Raw genomic sequence first — 18,686 nt, forward strand, 5'->3', positions numbered from 1 at the left:
GTCACGAGGGCACTTCCCTCTCCCGCAGTGCCTTCGGGTCGAGGACCTCCCGCAGCAGCCGCAGCTCCTCCGCGGTGGGCGGGCGGGTCTCGGTGGTTCCCGTCGTGTCGAGCGGGAACCCGGTGCTCTCCTCGACCTCGGCGACGGTCACGCCCGGGTGCACCGACCGCAGCCGGGGCGCGTGGCCGGGGCCGCCGAAGTCGAGCACGCCGAGGTTGGTCACCACGCGGTGCACGTCGTGGAACCGCGCGCCCACCTGCCGGGCGCGGGCGAAGCCCACCCCGGACACCACGTCGACGTGCTCCACGAACACCCGCCTGCCGTGCCGGGGCACCCAGTAGCTCGTGCGGTGGTTGACGGTGTTGCCCGGGCCGCCCCGGACGCCGAGCAGCTGCTTGGCCGGCCGGGCGTGGTCGCCGATCGCGGAGATGTTCTGGTTGCCGTGCCGGTCCAGCTGGTTGGCGCCCATCACCACGTGCCGCCGCCCCCTCGGCACCACCGTCTCCAGGACGGCCCGGAACGGCTGCCAGCCCTCGACCACCGGCTCGTCCGCCGCGCCGAGGCCGGGCGTGTTGGCCAGCAGGCAGGCTTCCCCGTCGGAGAGCAGCAGGCCGGGCTCGAAGGTCAGCCGGGCGAGCCGGGCCCCGAGCGAGGGCAGCAGCCCCATCGGGCTGGCCACGATCTCGCCGTCGCCGCGGAACAGTTCCGCGCACGCCACCGCGCACACCTCGGCCCTGGTCGCCTCGCTCACGCCCGCTCACCCCCACCCCGGGTGGCTCCCCAATGTGGCATTGGGTGCGCTGAACGCACCGAACGCCACATTGGGTGCGCGGGATGCACCGGGTGCCGCATTGGGTGCGCGGGACGTACCGAACGCCGCATTGGGTGCGTGGGATGCACCGGGTGCCGCATTGGGTGCGCGGGACGTACCGAACGCCGCATTGGGTGCGTGGGATGCACCGGGTGCCGCATTGGGTGCGCGGGACGTACCGAACGCCGCATTGGGTGCGTGGGATGCACCGGGTGCCGCATTGGGTGCGCGGGACGTACCGAACGCCACATTGGGTGCGTGGGATGCACCGAACGCCACATTGGGTGCGCGGGACGCACCCAAAGCCACAGTGGGGACATCGCCGTCCTCATACCGCCTCCTCGGCGAACTTGCGGACCTCCGCCTGGTAGTGCGCCTCGTCGCCGGACAGGAACCGGTCCACGAAGGACGGCCACGCGTCGGGGTCCTTCGCGGCCGCCGCGTAGTGCCGCTGGAATCGCTCGTCGCGGCCGTAGTCGGGCGCCGCCGTCGTGAAGTGCGCCCCACCCGGCGTCTCGACCACGCCGTCGACGCAGCCGCGGTGCAGCAGCAGGCTCTGCACGGGCCCCTCCCTGGTCAGGTCGGCGGTGTCCACGATCCGCTCCGCCGACACGAAACAGCGGTCGGCGGCCAGCGCGAACACGTCGTCGAAGTACGGGTCCGGCCCGAGGTACTGCGCGTTGCCCCGTGCGTCGGCGCGGTGGAGGTGCACCAGCGCCGCGTCCAGCCGCAGCGCGGGCACCGCGAGCAGCTCCTCGCCGTCGGCGTAGGGGGAGCGCACCGTCCGCAGGCCCGGGTTGAGCTCGGTGACCGCGGAGCCGAGCCCGGCGCGCGTCGGCAGGAACGGCAGCCGTTTGGCCGCCGCCGACAGCGCCGTGCCCAGCACCCCCTCGTCGTACTCGGTCACCTCGATCGACCCGGCCTCCCGGACGCGGCCGAACCACGGGTCGTACGGGATCGAGTCGAGTGTGACGAAGCCGAACACGAGCCTGCGGATCCGGCCCGCCGAGGCCAGCAGGCCGACGTCGGGGCCGCCGTAGGACACCACCGTCAGGTCGGTCAGCGACGAGCGCAGGATCGCCCGCACCAGCGCCATCGGCTTGCGGCGCGAGCCCCAGCCGCCGATCCCGATCGTCATGCCGTCGGAGAGCTCGGCGACCACCTCGTCCGCGGTCATCCGCTTGTCGGCCATCACTGTCCTTTGCCGTCGAGGAACTGCTGCCGGGCGCCGTCGGAGACGCCCGCGAGGTTGAGCTCGAAGGTGAACCCCTGCTCGAAGCGGTAGCTGCGGTGCACCGGCTGCACGTCGATGCCGTTGATGGCCTGCTTGGCCGCCCGGATGACCCGGGTGTCCTTCGCGGCGATCACGCGCGCCACCTCAAGCGCGGCACCGTCCAGTTCGGACGGGGGCACCACGCGGTACACGGAACCGTGGTGGTGCAGCTGGTGCGCGTCGACGGTGCCCGCCGTGTAGTACAGCACGCGCATCAGGTGCTGGGGTACGAGCCGGGCCAGGTGGGTGGCCGCGCCGAGCGCGCCACGGTCCACTTCGGGCAGTGCGAACGTCGCGTCGTCGGCCGCCACCACCACGTCCGCGTTGCCGACGAGCCCGATGCCGCCGCCGAGGCAGAAGCCGTGCACGGCCGCCACCACGGGCACCGCGCAGTCGTACACCGCCGCGAACGCCGCCGCGCAGCCCTGGTTGGCCCCGATCAGCGCGCCGTAGCCGGGGTCGGCCTGGATCTCCTTGATGTCCACGCCCGCGTTGAAGCCGCGGCCCTCGGCGCGCAGCACGACGACGTGGCTGTCCGGGTTCTCGCCCGCGGCCGTGATCGCGCGCGCCAGGTCGAACCAGCCGCGCACGGTCAGCGCGTTCACCGGCGGGGCGTCCACGGTCACGACGGTCACGCCCGGTTCCGGGTGCGTGGTGGTGATGGCCATGCGCGCGTCCCTTCCGCGTGCCGGGGGTAGAACGGGTTACAAACCTAGCACTTGCTTGGTAGGTTGGCGAGGTGACTGATGCCGAGATGCGCGGCGGGTTCGGGCTCGACGGTGCCGTGGTGCTGGTCACCGGCGGCGTCCGGGGCGTGGGAGCGGGCATCACCCGGGCGTTCCTGCGCGCCGGCGCCACGGTGGTGACGTGCGCGCGGCGGCCACCGGACGACCCGGTCGCGGCGGCGGGCCGCACCGCCGAGTTCACGGCGTGCGACGTGCGCGAGACCACCGAGGCCGAGCGGCTGGTGGGGGAGACCGCGGCGCGGCACGGCAGGCTCGACGTGCTCGTCAACAACGCCGGGGGCGCGCCCTACGCCGAGGCCGCGGCCGCCTCGCCGAACTTCCACGCCAAGGTGGTGGCCCTCAACCTGCTGGCGCCGCTGAACCTGGCGCGGTTCGCCAACGCGGTGATGCAGCACCAGGACTCCGGCGGCGCGATCGTCAACGTCGGCAGCGTCAGCGGCACGCGGCCGTCCCCGGGCACCGCCTCCTACGGCGCCGCCAAGGCCGGGCTGGCCAGCCTGACCGGGAGCCTCGCCGTCGAGTGGGCGCCCAAGGTGCGGGTCAACGCGCTGACCGTCGGGATGGTCCGCACCGAGCAGGCGCACCTGCACTACGGCGACGAGCGGGGGATCGCGGCGGTGGCCGCCACCGTGCCGCTGGGCCGCCTCGCCGAACCGGACGAGGTGGGCACGTGCGCGGTGTTCCTCGCCTCGCCGCTGGCGTCGTACGTGTCCGGTGCCGCGCTGGCCGTGCACGGCGGGGGAGAGCTGCCCGCCTTCCAGGCGGCGAGTACAGCAAGGGAGTCAACGTGAGCGGAATCGTCGACGGCCGGGTCGTGATCGTCACCGGCGCCGGGCGCGGCATCGGGCGGGCACACGCACTCGCGTTCGCCCGGGAGGGTGCGCGGGTGGTGGTCAACGACATCGGCGCCGCGCTCGACGGCAGCGGGAACTCCGGCGGGCCTGCGCAGGCCGTCGTGGCCGAGATCGAGGCCGCGGGCGGCAAGGCGGTGGCCAGCACCGACGACGTGGCCGACTGGGCCGGTGCCGAGCGGCTGGTGCGCACCGCGGTGGAGACGTTCGGCGGGCTGGACGTGCTCGTCAACAACGCCGGCTTCCTGCGCGACCGGATGCTGGTGAACCTCGCCGAGGAGGAGTGGGACGCGGTGCTGCGCGTGCACCTGAAGGGGCACTTCGCGCCGCTGCGGCACGCCGCCGCGTACTGGCGCGGCGAGGCGAAGGCGGGCCGGACTCCGGACGCCCGCGTGATCAACACCAGCTCCGGCGCCGGCCTGCTCGGCAGCGTCGGGCAGGGCAACTACACGGCGGCCAAGGCGGGAATCGCGGGGCTGACCACGGTCGCCGCCGCCGAACTGGCCCGCTACGGCGTCACGGTGAACGCGATCGCCCCCGCCGCCCGCACCCGGATGACCGAGCGGACCTTCGCCGACGACATGGCCGCTCCCGAGGATGGGTTCGACGCGATGGCACCGGAGAACGTGTCGCCGCTCGTGGTGTGGCTCGGCAGCACCGGGTCGGCGGCCGTGACGGGCCGGGTGTTCGAGGTCGACGGCGGGCGCGTGTGCCTGATGGACGGCTGGCGGCACGGCCCCCGGCAGGACAAGGGGGCGCGCTGGCGGCCGGACGAGCTGGGCCCGGTCGTGGCGGGACTTCTCGCCGAGGCCCCGGAGCCGGAACCCGTCTACGGCGCGTGAGCGCATCCCGGCCCGTCCGCAGTGAATGGCTCATTGCCCGCGCTCGACGCAGGCAATGAGCCATTCACTGCTGGAGGCGCCCCGGGGGGCTGGTCAGAGGCGTTCGAGGATGGTGGCGGTGGACAGGGCGCCGCCGGCGCACATCGTCACCAGGGCGGTGGCCGCGTCGCGGCGCTCCAGCTCGTGCAGCGCGGTGGTGAGCAGCCGCGTGCCCGTGCTGCCCACGGGATGCCCGAGGGCGATCGCGCCACCGTTGACGTTGACGCGGTCCTGGTCCGGCTGGTGCGCCCGCTGCCAGGACAGCACCACCGCGGCGAACGCCTCGTTGACCTCGAACAGGTCCGGGTCGGCGATGGACATCCCGGCCCGGTGCAGCACCCGCTCGGTGGCCTGCACGGGACCGTCCAGGTGGTAGTACGGTTCGGCGCCGACGAGCGCCTGCGCGACGATCCGCGCCCTCGGCCGCAGGCCCAGCGCGCGGGCCCGGTCCGCGTCCATCACCAGCACGGCCGAGGCGCCGTCGGAGATCTGGGAGGACGTGCCCGCGGTGTGCACCCCGCCCTCGAGCACGGGCTTGAGCGCGCCGAGCGCGTCGAGGGAGGTCTCCCGCAGACCCTGGTCGCGGTGCACCAGGCGCGTCTCACCGGTCGGCCGGCCCTCGTCGTCGAGCACCGGCGCCTTGACGGGCGCCACCTCGCGCGCGAACCGGTCCTCCGCCCACGCGGCGGCGGCCTTCCGCTGCGAGGCCAGCCCGAACGCGTCGACCTCGGCCCTGGTCAGGCCCCGCCGCTGCGCGATCCGTTCGGCCGCGGCGTACTGGTTGGGCAGGTCGATCGACCACGAGTCCGGCTTGGGCGCGCCGACGTCGGTGCCGCGGTTGGCGCCCAGCGGCACCCGGCTCATCGCCTCCACCCCGCAGGCGATGCCGATGTCGATGGTCCCGCCGGCCACCAGGCCCGCCACCAGGTGCGTGGCCTGCTGGGCGGACCCGCACTGCGCGTCGATCGTCGTCGCGCCGCACTCCTGGGGCAGTCCCGCGTGCAGCCACGCGGTGCGGGTCACGTTGCCCGCCTGCTCGCCTGCCTGCGTGACGCACCCGCCGATCACCTGCTCCACGAGCGCGGGGTCGAGGCCGGCGCGGTCGAGCAGGGCCCGCTGCGCCGCGCCCAGCAGCTCGGCGGCGTGCAGTCCGGTCAGCCAGCCGCGACGCTTGCCGATCGGGGTGCGGACGGCCTCGACGATGACGGGACTTCCCACGGGCACTCCTTGACGTCCGAACGGGTCGGTGACCATAAAGTAGAACACGTTCTCGAAATGGGCAATGCCCGGGCAGGTCAACCGCCATTCGGTGACCCTTCGCTGTCACTTGCTCTACCAGCGGTTTCATGATCACGGGACAGGAAGTAAACACAGTTCACTTCAGCTCTTCCGTGAGTGAACGCCGTATGCTTCAATCGAGATCTAGAACGTGTTTCACGACGCTGTGCCGGCGTTCCAGTAGGTACGGGAGGTACCTTCACATGAGCTCCTCGCTGCTGCCCACCGGCTTCGACTTCTCCGATCCCGACCTGTACGCCACCCGGCTGCCGCTGGAGGAGTTCGCGCTGCTCCGGCGGACCGCGCCGGTGTGGTGGAACCCGCAGCCGTTCAACCGAGCCGGGTTCCGCGACGAGGGCTTCTGGGTGGTCACCCGGCTCGAGGACGTCAAGACCGTCTCGAAGGACAGCGAGGGCGTGTACTCCTCGCGGGAGAAGACGGCGATCATCCGCTTCGACGAGACGATGACCGACGAGGGCCTCGACGCCAACCGCCTCGTCCTGCTGAACATGGACGCCCCGCAGCACACCAAGCTTCGCCGGATCGTCTCCAAGGGCTTCACCCCGAGGGCGATCGGCAGGCTGGAGGAGACGCTGCGCGACCGCGCGCAGGCCATCGTGCGCGAGGCCAAGAAGAAGGGCTCCGGCGACTTCGTCACCGACGTCGCGTGCGAGCTGCCGCTGCAGGCGATCGCCGAGCTGATCGGCATCCCGCAGGAGGACCGCGGCAAGATCTTCGACTGGTCCAACCAGATGATCGGCTACGACGACCCGGAGTACGACGTCGAGCCGATCGCCGCGTCGGCCGAGCTCGTCGGCTACGCCTGGAACATGGCCGAGCAGCGCCGTCAGTGTCCCATGGACGACATCGTCACCAAGCTGATCCATGCCGATGTGGACGGTGAGTCGCTGACGTCCGACGAGTTCGGGTTCTTCGTGATCCTGCTCGCCGTGGCGGGCAACGAGACCACCCGCAACGCCATCACGCACGGCATGAAGGCCTTCCTCGACCACCCCGGCCAGTGGGAGCTGTTCAAGGAGCAGCGGCCGAAGACCGCGCCGGACGAGATCGTGCGCTGGGCGACGCCGGTGGTGGCCTTCCAGCGCACCGCGAAGGCCGACACCGAGCTCGGCGGACAGCACATCCGCCAGGGCGACCGGGTGGCGATGTTCTACAGCTCGGCCAACTTCGACCCCGAGGTGTTCGACGAGCCGGAGAAGTTCGACATCCTGCGTGACCCCAACCCGCACGTCGGCTTCGGCGGCACCGGTTCGCACTACTGCATCGGCGCCAACCTCGCCCGGCTCGAGATCGACCTCATCTTCAACGCGATCGCCGACGAGATGCCGAACATCCGGCAGGTGAGTGAGCCGGAGCGACTGCGCTCGGGCTGGCTCAACGGCATCAAGCACTACCAGGTCGCCTACGAGTAGCCGGTGCGGACAGGGTAGGCAGACGCAGCGTGGTCGTGAGTGGGAAACGTTGTTCTAACCACGTTTCCCACTCACGACCACGGCGCTGTCTGGTTCGTCAGGGCTTGTCAGCTCCCACCAGCCACATCGCGAAGAACTGCGAGCCGCCGCCGTAGGCGTGGCCGAGTGCCGTGCGCGCGCCGTCCACCTGGTAGTCCCCGGCGCGGCCCATCACCTGCTTGGCGGCCTCGGAGAAGCGCAGCATGCCCGAGGCGCCGATCGGGTTGGACGACAGCACGCCGCCCGACGGGTTCACGGGCAGCCTGCCGCCGAGCGCGGTCTCGCCGGACTCGGTCACCTTCCAGCCCTCGCCCTCGGGCGCGAAGCCGAGGTTCTCCAACCACATCGGCTCGAACCAGGAGAACGGCACGTAGATCTCGGCGACGTCCACTTCGGACATCGGGTCCGTGATGCCGGCGTCCCGCCACAGCGCCGCCGCGGCGTCCCGGCCCGCCTGGGGGTTCACCTGGTCCCGCCCGGCGAACGTGGTGGGCTCGGTGCGCATCGCGGTGGCGTGCAGCCACGCCGCCCCGCCGGGCACCGCGTCGCCCGCGGCCTCGTCGCCCAGCACCATCGCGCAGGCGCCGTCGGAGGAGGGGCACGTCTCGTCGTAGCGGATCGGGTCCCACAGCATCTGCGACGCCTGCACCGACTCCACCGTGATGTCGGGCTGCCGCAGGTGCGCGTACGGGTTGAGCGCGCCGTTGCGCCGGTCCTTCGCCGCCACGATCGCCCCGACGTGCGTCGGCGCCCCGGACCGACGGATGTAGGAGCGGACGTGCGGGGCGAAGTACCCGCCCGCGCCCGCGCCCACCGGCATCTGGAACGGCGGCAGGATCGACAGCGCCCACATCGCGTTGGACTCGGACTGCTTCTCGTACGCGACGGTCAGCACGCGCCGGTGCACCCCCGCCTGGATGAGGGTCGCGGCCACCAGGGCCGTCGAGCCGCCGACCGAGCCCGCCGTGTGCACGCGCAGCAGCGGCTTGCCCGTCGCGCCGAGCGCGTCCGCGAGGAACAGCTCGGGCATCATCACGCCCTCGAACATGTCGGGCGCCTTGCCGAGCACGACGGCGTCGATGTCCGGCCAGTCGACCTGCGCGTCCTCCAGCGCCCGGTCGACCGCCTCCCGGATCAGCCCGGGCATCGACACGTCGGTGCGCTTGGCGCGGTGGTGGGTCTGCCCGGTGCCGAGCACGGCGGTGAGCTGTTTGGCCATCTCGTTCTAGTCCCTCTCCAGTACGGCCACCAGGTTCTGCTGCAGCGCGGGCCCGCTGGTCGCGTGGGCCAGCACGCGCTCGGCGGTGCCGTCCAGGATCCGCGTGGCGGCCTCCCCGATGCGCGCGAGCCCGGCGGAGAACATCGGGTTGCCCGTCAGCGGCCCGCCCGAGGGGTTGATCCGCACGCCGGCGCCGAGCCCCAGTGCCTCGCGCAGGATGAGCTCCTGGTGGGTGAACGGCGCGTGCAGCTCGGCCACGGTCACCTCGCCTGCTCCCGCCGCCCTGGCGGCGGCCTCCGTGGAGGGGGAGCGGGTGAGGTCGCGGGAGCCCAGCGCGGGCGAGTCGACGCGGTGCTCGATCCCGGTGATGACGGCGGGCCGCTCCACCAGGTCGCGGGCCCGTTCGGCGGACGCCAGCACCACCACCGCGGCCCCGTCGGTGACCGGAGCGATGTCGTGCGCGCGCAGCGGGTCGGCGACGACCGGCGCGTCGAGCAGCTCGGCCACCTCGACCGGCTCGCGCACCTGCGCGTACGGGTTGCCCGCCGCGTCGGCACGGCTGCGCGCGGCGACCTCCGCCATGTCCTTCTCGCTCCACAGCCCGGCTTCCAGGCCCAGCCGGGCCTGGAGCCCGGCGATGCCGATCGAGTCCGGCCACAACGGCGCGGTGACGTAGGGGTCGAGCTGCAACGCGAGCACGCGGCGCAGCGTGCCCGCGGAGGACTTGCCGAACCCGTACACGAGTGCGGTGTCCACCTCACCCGTGCGGATTTTCAGCCACGCCTCGTAGAGCGCCCAGGCGGCGTCCATCTCGACGTGCGACTCGTGGATCGGCGGGAACGCGCCGATCGCGTCCACGGCGGCGACGAACGAGAACGCCCGTCCCGCCAGGTAGTCCGAGGACCCGGAGCACCAGAACCCGATGTCCTGCTTGGACAGTCCGGTGCGGTCGAAGACCTCGCGGAAGACGGGGACGAGCATCTCGACCCCGTTGGTGGTGCCGTGGGTGCGGCGCACGTTGGGTGCCTGCGCGAACCCGACCACTGCCACGTCTTTCATGGTTCCCGCCGTTCTCACAGGTGGTGGGCGAACGACTCGTAGGGAGCGTCCGGCTCGCCGGTCGGTTCGAAGTGCGTGATGTTCTCCAGCGTGGTGGACCACTCCTCGCGCGGCCGCCACACCGCGCGCACGCGCAGGCCCATGCGGACCTCCTCGGCGGCGCAGCCGAGCACGAGGTGCAGGAACGCGATGTCCGCGCCGTCGAGCAGGACGTACGCGGCGACGTAGGGCGGCTTGATCCGCTGGCCGAGGAACGGCACGTTGACGATGCAGAAGGTGGTCACGATGCCGGTGTCCGGCAGGTCGACCTCCTCCTCGGTGGGCACGCCGTCCACCGGGCAGGCGCCGCGCGGCGGGATGTAGACCTTGCCGCACACCGGGCAGCGCTGGCCGAGCAGCCTGCCCTCAGCGAGCGCGCGCAGGTAGCGGCTCTCCTCGGGGGACGCGGAGTGCTGGATGCGCAGGGTGATCGGGGTGATGACCGTGCTCACCGGCTCGCCCTCGCCGCGTTCCGCGACCGGCGGTGACGGGGGAGCGGGCTCGGGTTCGGGCGATGCGTCGGCGGGGACGAAGGAGACGAGGTCGCGGATGTGCCCGACCGGCTCGTCGGCCCAGCGGGCGCGCACCCGCATGCCGGTGCGCATGGCCGAGGGGGATCCGGCGTCGACGGCGTGCAGCAGTGCGGTGTCGGCGCCGTCCAGGCGGATGAGCGCCCACGCGAACGGGCGGGTCACCGGCTGGCCGTCGAGCGGCTCGGCGTTCCACGACCACGACAGGACGGTGCCCTCGTCGGCGACGGCGACGAACTCGGTCAGCGCGCGGGCCGTGCCGGGGTCGTACTCCACCGGCGGCACGTGCACGCGGCCGTCCGACCCGCGCACACCGAGGATCCGGCGCTCCCGCAGGGCGTTGACGAACTCGCCGAGCACGGGGCCGACCGAACGGGTGTAGTCGAAGCCCACCTCGAGCGGTGCCGACAGGGGTGCCTCGGGTGTCTCGGGAGCCTCGGTTCCGGCTGCACTCACAGGACTCACGATCGAAAGTGAAACACGTTCTCGCTCGGTCGGCAAGGATGGGCGAGTCGCTCGCCCGGGCACTCTTGCCCGATACTGAAACGCGTTCTAGATTCTGGTCATGGCCCATGCTGCAGCATCCACGGACACGATCGGTGTGTGGAACATCGCCGCCGAGCGGAGCGACCTCGTCGCGGTGATCGACCCGGACGGCACCGCGATCACCTACGGCGAGCTGACCGCCAAGGCCAACGCCTACGCGCGCGGGCTGCAGGCGCTCGGGCTGGAGACCGGCGATGTCGTCGTCGTGCTGCAGCCCAACGGCGCCGAGCTGCTGGCGGCCTACTTCGCCGCCATCCAGTCCGGGCTCTACGTCGTGATGGTGAACTGGCACCTGGTCGGCCCCGAGGTCGCCTACATCATCTCCGACTCCGGCGCGAAGGCGTTCCTCGCGCACGAGCGGTTCGCCGACACGGCGGTCGCCGCGGCCGGCGAGGCCGGGGTGCCGGAGAGCGCGCGGTTCGCCGTCGGGGACGTGCCCGGGTTCCGGCGGATCGCCGAGCTCGGCGCGGGTGAGGGACGTGGCAGGCCGGACCGCCGCACCGCGGGCTCCCCGATGCTCTACACGTCGGGTACCACCGGCAGGCCCAAGGGCGTGCGGCGGCCGCTCACCGGGGCCGACCCGGACGCGGTGCCCGCCGCGTCCACCTGGTTCTTCGGCATCTTCGGGCTGAAGCCGTTCGACGGCCACGTGCACCTGTGCGGCTCGCCGCTGTACCACACGGCGGTGCTCAACTTCGTGGCGATCTCGCTGCAGCTCGGGCACCGCGTCGTGCTGATGGACCGGTGGGACCCCGAGGAGATGCTGCGCCTCATCGAACGGCACCGCGTGACGCACAGCCACATGGTGCCCACGCAGTTCCGCAGGCTGCTGGCCCTGCCCGAGGAGGTCCGGGCGCGCTACGAGGTGTCGTCGCTGCGGAACATGATCCACGGGGCCGCCCCGTGCCCGCACGAGGTGAAGCGGCGCATGCTCGACTGGTGGGGGCCGGTCGTCACCGAGTACTACGCGGCCACCGAGGGCGGGGGGACCGTCATCAGCGGCGAGGAGTGGCTGCGCAAGCCGGGCTCGGTCGGCCGGGCGTGGCCGGGGTCCACGATCAAGGTGCTCGACGACGACGGCAACGAGCTCCCGCCCGGCGAGGTCGGCACCGTCTACATGCGCATGGGGGACTCGACGTTCGAGTACCACCGCGACCGGGAGAAGACCGAGCAGGCCAGGGTCGGGAACCTGTTCACCCTCGGCGACGTCGGCCACCTCGACGAGGACGGCTACCTCTACCTGCACGACCGCAAGAACGACATGATCATCTCCGGCGGGGTGAACATCTACCCGGCCGAGATCGAGGGCGAGCTGGTCATGCACCCCAAGGTCGCCGACGTCGCCGTGTTCGGTGTGCCGCACGACGACTGGGGCGAGGAGATCAAGGCCGTGGTGGAGCCGGCCGAGGGGGTCACGCCGTCACCGGAGCTGACCGAGGAGCTGCTGGAGTTCGCCCGCGGCAGGCTGGCCAGGTTCAAGCTGCCCCGCAGCATCGACTACGTCGACGCGCTGCCCCGCGACCCCAACGGCAAGCTGTACAAGCGCAAGCTCCGCGACCCGTACTGGCGGGGCCGCGAGCGCGCCATCTGAGCCACGTGCAGTGAATGGCACATCGCCTGCGTTCAACGCAGGGAATGTGCCATTCACTGCACGTGGCAGGGGGCGGGTGGCTCAGCGGCCGTGGAAGTCCGGGGTGCGCTTCTCGGCGAAGGCGCGCGGGCCCTCCTTCGCGTCCTCGCTGGCGAACACCGTGACGCCGTACTGGGCGTCCAGTTTGAACGCCTCCTCCTCGTGCATGCCCTCGGTGTCGCGCATCGTCCGCAGGATCGCCTGCACGGCGAGCGGCCCGTTCGCCGCGATCCGCTCGGCGATCTCCAGCGCGCGGTCGAGCGCGGTGCCGTCCGGCACGACGTGCCCGATGAGGCCGATCTCCTTCGCCTCGGCCGCGGTGATGTGCTTGCCGGTCAGCAGGATCTCGGCCGCCACCGTGTACGGGATCTGGCGGGGCAGCCGCACCGCGGACCCGCCAAGGGGGAACAGCCCCCACCGCGCCTCCGAGACCCCGAACCGGGCGCTCTCGCCCGCGACCCGGATGTCGGTGCCCTGCAGGATCTCCGTGCCGCCGGCGATCGCGGGCCCCTCGACCGCGGCGATCAGCGGCTTGGTGAGCCTGCGTCCCTTGAGCAGCCCGTCGATCCGGCTCGGGTCGAACGTGCCCTTCTCGAACGCGGTGGACGGGCTGTTCCGGCTCATCGACTTCAGGTCGGCGCCCGCGCAGAACGCGCCGCCCGCCCCGGTCAGCACGCAGCTGCGGATCTCCGGATCGGAGTCCACGCGGTCCCAGGCCTCCGTCATGATCGCGAGCATGTCGCCGGTGAGGGCGTTGCGCGCCTCGGGCCGGTTCATCGTGACCACGAGGGTGTGTCCTCGTTGGTCCACCAGGGCGTGCGGTGCGTCGGCTGCCATCGAGTCGCCTTCCGGTGTCGGTTCCACCATTGCCCAGAACGATAACATGTTCTAGTTTAGGCGGGTGGCACTCAACATCGCGGATCTTCTCGAGCACGCCGTCGACGCCGTGCCCGACCGCACTGCGATCGTCTGCGGCGCGCGCCGGGTCACCTTCGCCGAACTGGAACAGCGCGCCAACCGGCTGGCGCACCACCTCGCCGCGCACGGGGTGGGCAAGGGCTCGCACATCGGGGTGTACTCCCGGAACTCCATCGAGGCGATGGAGACGATGATCGCGGCGTACAAGCTGCGCGCCGTCGCGATCAACGTCAACTACCGGTACGTGCACGCCGAACTGGACTACCTGTTCGGCAACGCCGACCTGGTGGCGCTCGTGCACGAACGGCGCTACGCGGACACGGTGGCCGGGGTGCTGCCGGACCATCCGCAACTGAAACACGTTGTCGTCATCGACGACGGCAGCGCACCGGACGCCGACTACGAGCGCTACGGCGGGGTCGACTACGAGGCCGCCCTCGCCGCGAGCTCGCCGGAGCGGGACTTCGGCGAGCGCAGCGCGGACGACGTCTACATCCTCTACACCGGCGGCACCACCGGCTACCCGAAGGGCGTGCTCTGGCGGCACGAGGACGTGTGGCGTGTCCTCGGCGGCGGCATCAACTTCGTCACCGGCGAGTACGTCGCCGACGAGTGGCAGCTGGCCAACGAGGGCAAGGAGTCGGGTGGCCTGGTGCGCCTGCCCGCCGCCCCGCTCATCCACGGCGCCGCCCAGTGGGCCGCGTTCGGCGCGCTGTTCGGCGGCAGCACCGTGGTGTTCGTGCCGCAGTTCGACCCGCACGCGATCTGGCAGGCCGTGCAGGACAACAAGGTCCAGGTGCTCACGATCGTCGGTGACGCCATGGCCCGGCCACTGGTGGAGGCCTACCGCTCCGGTTCCTACGACGCCTCGTCGCTGGTCGCGGTCTCCAGCCACGCCGCGCTCTTCTCGCAGAGCGTGAAGCAGGAGTTCCTGGAGCTGTTGCCCCAGGTGGTCATCACCGACGCCATCGGCTCGTCGGAGAGCGGGTTCACCGGGATCGGCATGGTCACCAAGGACGCCGACCACTCGGCGGGGCCGCGGGTGAACTTCGGCCGCGACGCCATCCTGCTCGACGAGGACAACCGGCGCATCGACCCGGTGCCCGGCGCGACCGGGCGCATCGCGCGGGGCGGCCACGTGCCGCTCGGCTACTACAAGGACCCGGCGAAGAGCGAGACGATCTTCGTCGAGGTCGACGGCGCGCGGTACGTCGTGCCCGGTGACTACGCCCGGTACGAGGAGGACGGCACCGTCACCCTGCTCGGCCGCGGCTCGCAGTGCGTCAACACCGGCGGGGAGAAGGTCTTCCCCGAGGAGGTTGAGGGTGCGCTCAAGTCGCATCCGGACGTGTTCGACGCCCTGGTGGTCGGTGTGCCCGACGAGCGGCTCGGGCAGCGCGTCGGCGCCGTCGTCCAGATCCGTCCCGGCAAGCAGGCCGACTTCGCGGACATCGAGGCGCACGTGCGTGGGCTGATCGCGGGGTACAAGGTGCCGCGCACGGTCTGGCTGACCGCCGAGATCGGCCGCACGCCGACCGGCAAGCCCGACTACTCGTGGGCGCAGCGGTACGTCACCGAGCACGAGCCCGCGGTGGACCGCTCGCAGCCGGCCGCGCAGTCCTGACCCTGGAGGAGATCCATGCGCACCTCGCTGTGCGACACGCTCGGCATCGACGTCCCGATCGTCGGCTTCACGCCGTCGGAACACGTCGCCGCCGCCATCAGCAGGGCGGGCGGGCTCGGCGTGCTGGGCTGCGTCCGGTTCAACGAGGCCGACGAGCTGGACCGGGTGCTCGGCTGGATGGACGAGAACACCGACGGCAGGCCGTACGGGGTCGACGTCGTGATGCCGTCGAAGATCCCCACCGAAGGCAGCTCGGTCGACCTGTCGGGCATGATTCCGGACGAGCACCGCGCGTTCGTCGAGCGCACCCTCGCCCAGCTCGGGGTGCCGGAGCTGCCCGACGACACCGACGAGCGCGCGGGCGTGCTCGGCTGGCTGCACTCGGTCGCCCGCGCGCACGTCGAGGTCGCCCTCAAACACCCGATCAAGCTCATCGCCAACGCGCTCGGCTCGCCGCCCACCGACGTGATCGGGCAGGCCCACGAGCGCGGCGTGCCGGTCGCGGCGCTGGCCGGGAAGGCCGAGCACGCGCGGCGGCACGTCGACAACGGCGTGGACATCGTCGTGGCGCAGGGCTACGAGGCGGGCGGGCACACCGGCGAGATCGCGTCGATGGTGCTGCTGCCGGAGGTCGTCGACGCCGTCGGTGACCGGGTCCCGGTGCTCGCCGCGGGCGGCATCGGCTCGGGCAGGCAGGCCGCGGCGGCGCTCGCGCTCGGCGCCGCCGGGGTGTGGACCGGGTCGGTGTGGCTCACCACCGAGGAGTACCTGCAGACGATGCCGGAGTCGGCGGCGATGCACCGCGCGCTGCTCGACGCCACGTCGGCGGACACCGTGCGCACGCGCATCTACACCGGCAAGCCGGCGCGCCTGCTCAAGACCCGCTGGACGGAGGCCTGGGCGGCCCCGGACGCTCCCGAGCCGCTGCCGATGCCGCTGCAGAACCTGCTCGTCTCGCACGCCCACCACCGCATCCACGCGGCGGGCGACCCGTCGGTGGTGTCGATGCCGGTGGGCCAGATCGTCGGCAGGCTGAACGCGGTCCGGCCGGTCGCCGAGGTGGTCGACGAGATGGTGCGCGACGTCGCCGCCACGGTGGAACGGCTGCGCGGCGTCGTCAGCTGACGGACAGGTGCTCGTTGTTCGCGGGCATCCCGTCGGTGACCGGCCCGTCCCCGATGCGGATGCCCGTGAACCGCAGCGGCAGCCCCCTGGCCGCCGCGGGTGAGGCGCGGTCCATCAGCTGCGCGTGCACGTGCGGCTCGCTGCTGTTGCCCGAGTTGCCGCACTGCCCGATTCGCTGTCCGGCGTGGACGGTGTCACCCTCGCGCACCTCGGCGGAACCCCGCCGCAGGTGGGCGACGAGCGCGAACGTGCCGTCCTCGGCAGCGACGACCACGTGGTTGCCCACCACCCGGCCCGCGCCGCCGATCTCCCGCACCATGCCCTCGAACAGCAGGTACAGCAGGGACCACCAGGCGGTGCGGCTGCGGTGATCGCGGGCGCCGTCGCGCACGCGCACGACCGTGCCGGAGACCATCGACAGCACCGGCTGCCCGAACGCGGGGTAGTCCTCCGGCGGCCGCATCCCCGGCCCGGCGCCGAACGCCGGCCGCTCCCGGTCGTCCGGTTCGTACACCAGGTCGACGGCGTAGGCCTGGCCGTAGGCGCGCACGCCGTGGCTGGGCACCTTCGAGGCCGGGCTGTTCAGCGCGCGCCAGCGGCCGGTCACCGGCGGATGCACGGTCCGCGGCGGACCCGGCGCGTCGAGTCCGGGCGCGAACTGGGCGGCCAGGCCGAGCAGCACCAGGACGATCCCGGCGGGGGTGGCGACGTCGAGGAGGAGAACGTCCGGCCAGCGGACGGCCGCGACGCGGGTCACGATCACCAGCGCCACCCCGGCGAGCACGATCCGGGTGGACTGCCGCTGCAGCTCTCCGGCGATGCGCTTCATCGGCGCACCGCCGCGAGCGTCACCAGCAGCGGCACCACGCGTGCCGGGGGCATCTCGTAGCTGCCCCGGCCGCCCTGGCGCAGCCACCCCGCGTTGACCAGCTGCCGCAGGTGGTGATGCAGCTGGCCGGTGCTGCCCGGCGCGCCCGTCTCGGCGAGCTCCGCGGTGGTGCGGGTGCCGCCCAGCACCTGCCGCAGCAGCTCGAGACGCACCGGGTGGGCCAGCGCCGCCAGCGTGGGGGAGAGGTCGGCCCAGTCCGAGTCGAGCAGCTCGGCGCTGGCCGCTCCCTGCTGCCACTCCACCGGCTCGCCGGTGGGCAGCGTGAGCGAGCCCGTGAACAGCACCGCCCCGGCGGCGGTGGCCTCGCGCTCGGGCAGCCTGCGCCGGAGCGCCTCCAGCGCCCACAGCGTGCCCTCGCCGCCGGAGGACGGGGCGGCCTGTCGTTCCAGTGCCTCGACCCGGCGCCGGAGGTCCCGCAGTTCCCCGGCGAGCCGGACCGGATCGGCCGTCTCGGTCATGCCTCAAAAATACATAACTACGTAGTTCCGAACAAACCGGCCCGGCGTGCGGCGAAGACCGCGGCGCCCACCGCGAGCACCGCGACCCCGGCGAGCACCGACGGCAGCGGCAGGCTGAACGCCAGCACGACGCAGCCGGCCAGCCCGGTCACGCCCACCACCTTCGGCGCCGCGCCCTCGCCGCGGCGCAGGGTGAGCGCGCTGGCGTTCGCGATCGCGTAGTACGCCAGCACCGCGAACGACGAGAAGCCGATCGCCCCCCGCACGTCGGCGAACGCCACGATGACGGCCACCACCGCGCCCACGGCCACCTCGGCGCGGTGCGGCACGCCGAAGCGGGGGTGCACCGCGGCGAGGGCCCTCGGCAGGTGCCCGTCGCGCGCCATCGCCAGCGTCGTCCGCGACACGCCGAGCACCAGCGCCAGCAGCGCGCCGAGCGCGGCGAGCGCCGCACCCGCGCGGACCACCGGAGCCAGCCCGGACCAGCCGGTGTCCGCCACGGCGCGGGCCAGCGGGTCCGCCGCCGCGCCCACCCCGCCGGGCCCCAGCTGCGCCAGGACGGCCAGCGCCACCAGCACGTACACCACCAGGACGAGCCCGAGCGCCAGCGGGATCGCCCTCGGGATCGTGCGCGCCGGGTCCCGGACCTCCTCACCCAGCGTCGCGAGGCGCGCGTACCCGGCGAACGCGAAGAACAGCAGCCCGGCCGCTTCCAGCACGCCGCCGGGGCCGGAGCCAGGGAACGGGGTCAGCCGGGCCGGATCGGGGTCCCCCGCGACGGCCACCGCCAGCACGGCGGAGCCGAGCACGAGCAGGCTCACCGTCACGATGACCTTGGTCGCGAGCGCGGAGCGCCGCACCCCCCGGTAGTTCAGCGCGGTCAGCGCCGCCACCACGGCGACCGCGAGCAGCCCGCGCCACGGCCGGTCCAGGCCCGGCGCGGTGTAGGCCACCACGGTCAGCGCCATCGCGGCGCAGCTCGCGGTCTTGCCCACCACGAACCCCCACCCGGCGAGGTAACCCCAGAACTCGCCGAGCCGTTCCTTGCCGTAGACGTACGTGCCGCCGGAGGAGGGGTGGCGGGCGGCCAGCCGCGCCGAGGACGTCGCGTTGCAGTACGCCACCAGCGCGGCGACGGCCAGCCCGGCGAGGAGCCCGGCCCCGGCCGCGCGGGCCGCGGGCGCGAACGCGGCGAACACTCCCGCCCCGATCATCGAGCCGAGGCCGAGCACCACCGCGTCGCCGGTGCCGAGCCTGCGGGCGAGCCGGTCCGTCATCGGCGCGGGCCGGTCGGGAACGGGCACGCCGGGCGCGGGAGCGCGGCACTCGCGCGCGCG

The 18,686-nt window shown here is 72.7% G+C and carries 17 protein-coding genes; 6 read left to right on the forward strand and 11 right to left on the reverse strand.

Going from position 1 to position 18,686, the window contains the following annotated elements; translation table 11 throughout:
* Window position 1 precedes the first annotated feature (1 nt).
* The 3 genes from B0I33_RS01860 to B0I33_RS01875 all read right to left on the reverse strand — a co-directional run bounded on the left by B0I33_RS01860 (window position 2) and on the right by B0I33_RS01875 (window position 2,752).
* Window positions 2-751, reverse strand: a complete 750-nt coding sequence (locus tag B0I33_RS01860; protein WP_106176717.1) for a CoA-transferase subunit beta — start codon at window positions 749-751, stop codon at window positions 2-4.
* A gap of 388 nt (window positions 752-1,139) precedes the next feature.
* Window positions 1,140-2,003, reverse strand: coding sequence for a CoA transferase subunit A (locus B0I33_RS01870; RefSeq protein WP_106176719.1), 864 nt, complete (start codon window positions 2,001-2,003; stop codon window positions 1,140-1,142).
* A complete protein-coding gene (locus B0I33_RS01875) occupies window positions 2,003-2,752 on the reverse strand; it encodes an enoyl-CoA hydratase family protein (protein WP_106176720.1) in 750 nt (249 codons plus the stop codon). The genes B0I33_RS01870 and B0I33_RS01875 overlap by 1 nt, the downstream gene beginning before the upstream one ends.
* An 86-nt stretch (window positions 2,753-2,838) precedes the next feature.
* Here B0I33_RS01875 and B0I33_RS01880 point away from each other — a divergent pair, with 86 nt between their 5' ends.
* Together B0I33_RS01880 and B0I33_RS01885 are read left to right on the forward strand one after the other, a co-directional pair.
* Window positions 2,839-3,621 carry an SDR family oxidoreductase gene (locus B0I33_RS01880; protein WP_106176721.1) on the forward strand — a complete coding sequence of 261 codons (783 nt, stop codon included), beginning with the start codon at window positions 2,839-2,841 and terminating at the stop codon, window positions 3,619-3,621.
* Window positions 3,618-4,523 (forward strand): SDR family oxidoreductase, encoded by a 906-nt coding sequence (locus B0I33_RS01885; RefSeq protein WP_106176722.1) that lies wholly within the window; start codon window positions 3,618-3,620, stop codon window positions 4,521-4,523. The genes B0I33_RS01880 and B0I33_RS01885 overlap by 4 nt, the downstream gene beginning before the upstream one ends.
* A gap of 93 nt (window positions 4,524-4,616) precedes the next feature.
* On the opposite strand, the gene B0I33_RS01890 is transcribed toward B0I33_RS01885, so the two are convergent.
* On the reverse strand, window positions 4,617-5,780 hold the full coding sequence (locus B0I33_RS01890; RefSeq protein WP_106176723.1) for a steroid 3-ketoacyl-CoA thiolase: 1,164 nt from the start codon (window positions 5,778-5,780) through the stop codon (window positions 4,617-4,619).
* Window positions 5,781-6,043: 263 nt separating this feature from the next.
* On the opposite strand from B0I33_RS01890, the gene B0I33_RS01895 reads away from it, so the two are divergent.
* Window positions 6,044-7,273 carry a cytochrome P450 gene (locus B0I33_RS01895; protein WP_106176724.1) on the forward strand — a complete coding sequence of 410 codons (1,230 nt, stop codon included), beginning with the start codon at window positions 6,044-6,046 and terminating at the stop codon, window positions 7,271-7,273.
* Window positions 7,274-7,370: 97 nt separating this feature from the next.
* Here the strand turns inward: B0I33_RS01895 and B0I33_RS01900 are convergent, their stop codons facing one another.
* The 3 genes from B0I33_RS01900 to B0I33_RS01910 are packed head-to-tail and all read right to left on the reverse strand — an operon-like array spanning window position 7,371 to window position 10,615.
* Window positions 7,371-8,531, reverse strand: a complete 1,161-nt coding sequence (locus tag B0I33_RS01900) for a thiolase domain-containing protein (protein ID WP_106176725.1) — start codon at window positions 8,529-8,531, stop codon at window positions 7,371-7,373.
* 6 nt (window positions 8,532-8,537) lie between these two features.
* Window positions 8,538-9,590: a thiolase domain-containing protein gene (locus B0I33_RS01905; protein ID WP_106176726.1), complete on the reverse strand. Its 1,053-nt coding sequence runs from the start codon at window positions 9,588-9,590 to the stop codon at window positions 8,538-8,540.
* A gap of 14 nt (window positions 9,591-9,604) precedes the next feature.
* On the reverse strand, window positions 9,605-10,615 hold the full coding sequence (locus tag B0I33_RS01910; RefSeq protein ID WP_106176727.1) for a Zn-ribbon domain-containing OB-fold protein: 1,011 nt from the start codon (window positions 10,613-10,615) through the stop codon (window positions 9,605-9,607).
* Between the two features lie 109 nt (window positions 10,616-10,724).
* On the opposite strand from B0I33_RS01910, the gene B0I33_RS01915 reads away from it, so the two are divergent.
* The gene (locus tag B0I33_RS01915; protein WP_106176728.1) at window positions 10,725-12,296 is read left to right on the forward strand and encodes an acyl-CoA synthetase; all 1,572 of its coding nucleotides are present in this window, start codon (window positions 10,725-10,727) and stop codon (window positions 12,294-12,296) included.
* Between the two features lie 81 nt (window positions 12,297-12,377).
* Here B0I33_RS01915 and B0I33_RS01920 read toward each other — a convergent pair whose 3' ends face one another.
* Window positions 12,378-13,172 carry a crotonase/enoyl-CoA hydratase family protein gene (locus tag B0I33_RS01920; RefSeq protein WP_106177005.1) on the reverse strand — a complete coding sequence of 265 codons (795 nt, stop codon included), beginning with the start codon at window positions 13,170-13,172 and terminating at the stop codon, window positions 12,378-12,380.
* 64 nt (window positions 13,173-13,236) lie between these two features.
* On the opposite strand from B0I33_RS01920, the gene B0I33_RS01925 reads away from it, so the two are divergent.
* Both B0I33_RS01925 and B0I33_RS01930 read left to right on the forward strand, forming a co-directional pair.
* Window positions 13,237-14,877, forward strand: coding sequence for an acyl-CoA synthetase (locus B0I33_RS01925; protein WP_106176729.1), 1,641 nt, complete (start codon window positions 13,237-13,239; stop codon window positions 14,875-14,877).
* 15 nt (window positions 14,878-14,892) lie between these two features.
* A complete protein-coding gene (locus tag B0I33_RS01930; protein ID WP_106176730.1) occupies window positions 14,893-16,002 on the forward strand; it encodes an NAD(P)H-dependent flavin oxidoreductase in 1,110 nt (369 codons plus the stop codon).
* Here B0I33_RS01930 and B0I33_RS01935 read toward each other — a convergent pair.
* The 3 genes from B0I33_RS01935 to B0I33_RS01945 are packed head-to-tail and all read right to left on the reverse strand — an operon-like array spanning window position 15,995 to window position 18,626.
* Window positions 15,995-16,831, reverse strand: coding sequence for a M23 family metallopeptidase (locus tag B0I33_RS01935; protein ID WP_106176731.1), 837 nt, complete (start codon window positions 16,829-16,831; stop codon window positions 15,995-15,997). The genes B0I33_RS01930 and B0I33_RS01935 overlap by 8 nt on opposite strands.
* Window positions 16,828-17,349, reverse strand: coding sequence for a winged helix-turn-helix domain-containing protein (locus tag B0I33_RS01940; protein WP_106176732.1), 522 nt, complete (start codon window positions 17,347-17,349; stop codon window positions 16,828-16,830). Before B0I33_RS01940 ends, B0I33_RS01935 begins: the two co-directional genes overlap by 4 nt.
* A gap of 17 nt (window positions 17,350-17,366) precedes the next feature.
* Window positions 17,367-18,626, reverse strand: a complete 1,260-nt coding sequence (locus tag B0I33_RS01945) for an APC family permease (protein WP_106177006.1) — start codon at window positions 18,624-18,626, stop codon at window positions 17,367-17,369.
* Window positions 18,627-18,686: the final 60 nt, after the last annotated feature.

The organism is Prauserella shujinwangii (assembly GCF_003001955.1).
GTDB lineage: Bacteria > Actinomycetota > Actinomycetes > Mycobacteriales > Pseudonocardiaceae > Qaidamihabitans > Qaidamihabitans shujinwangii.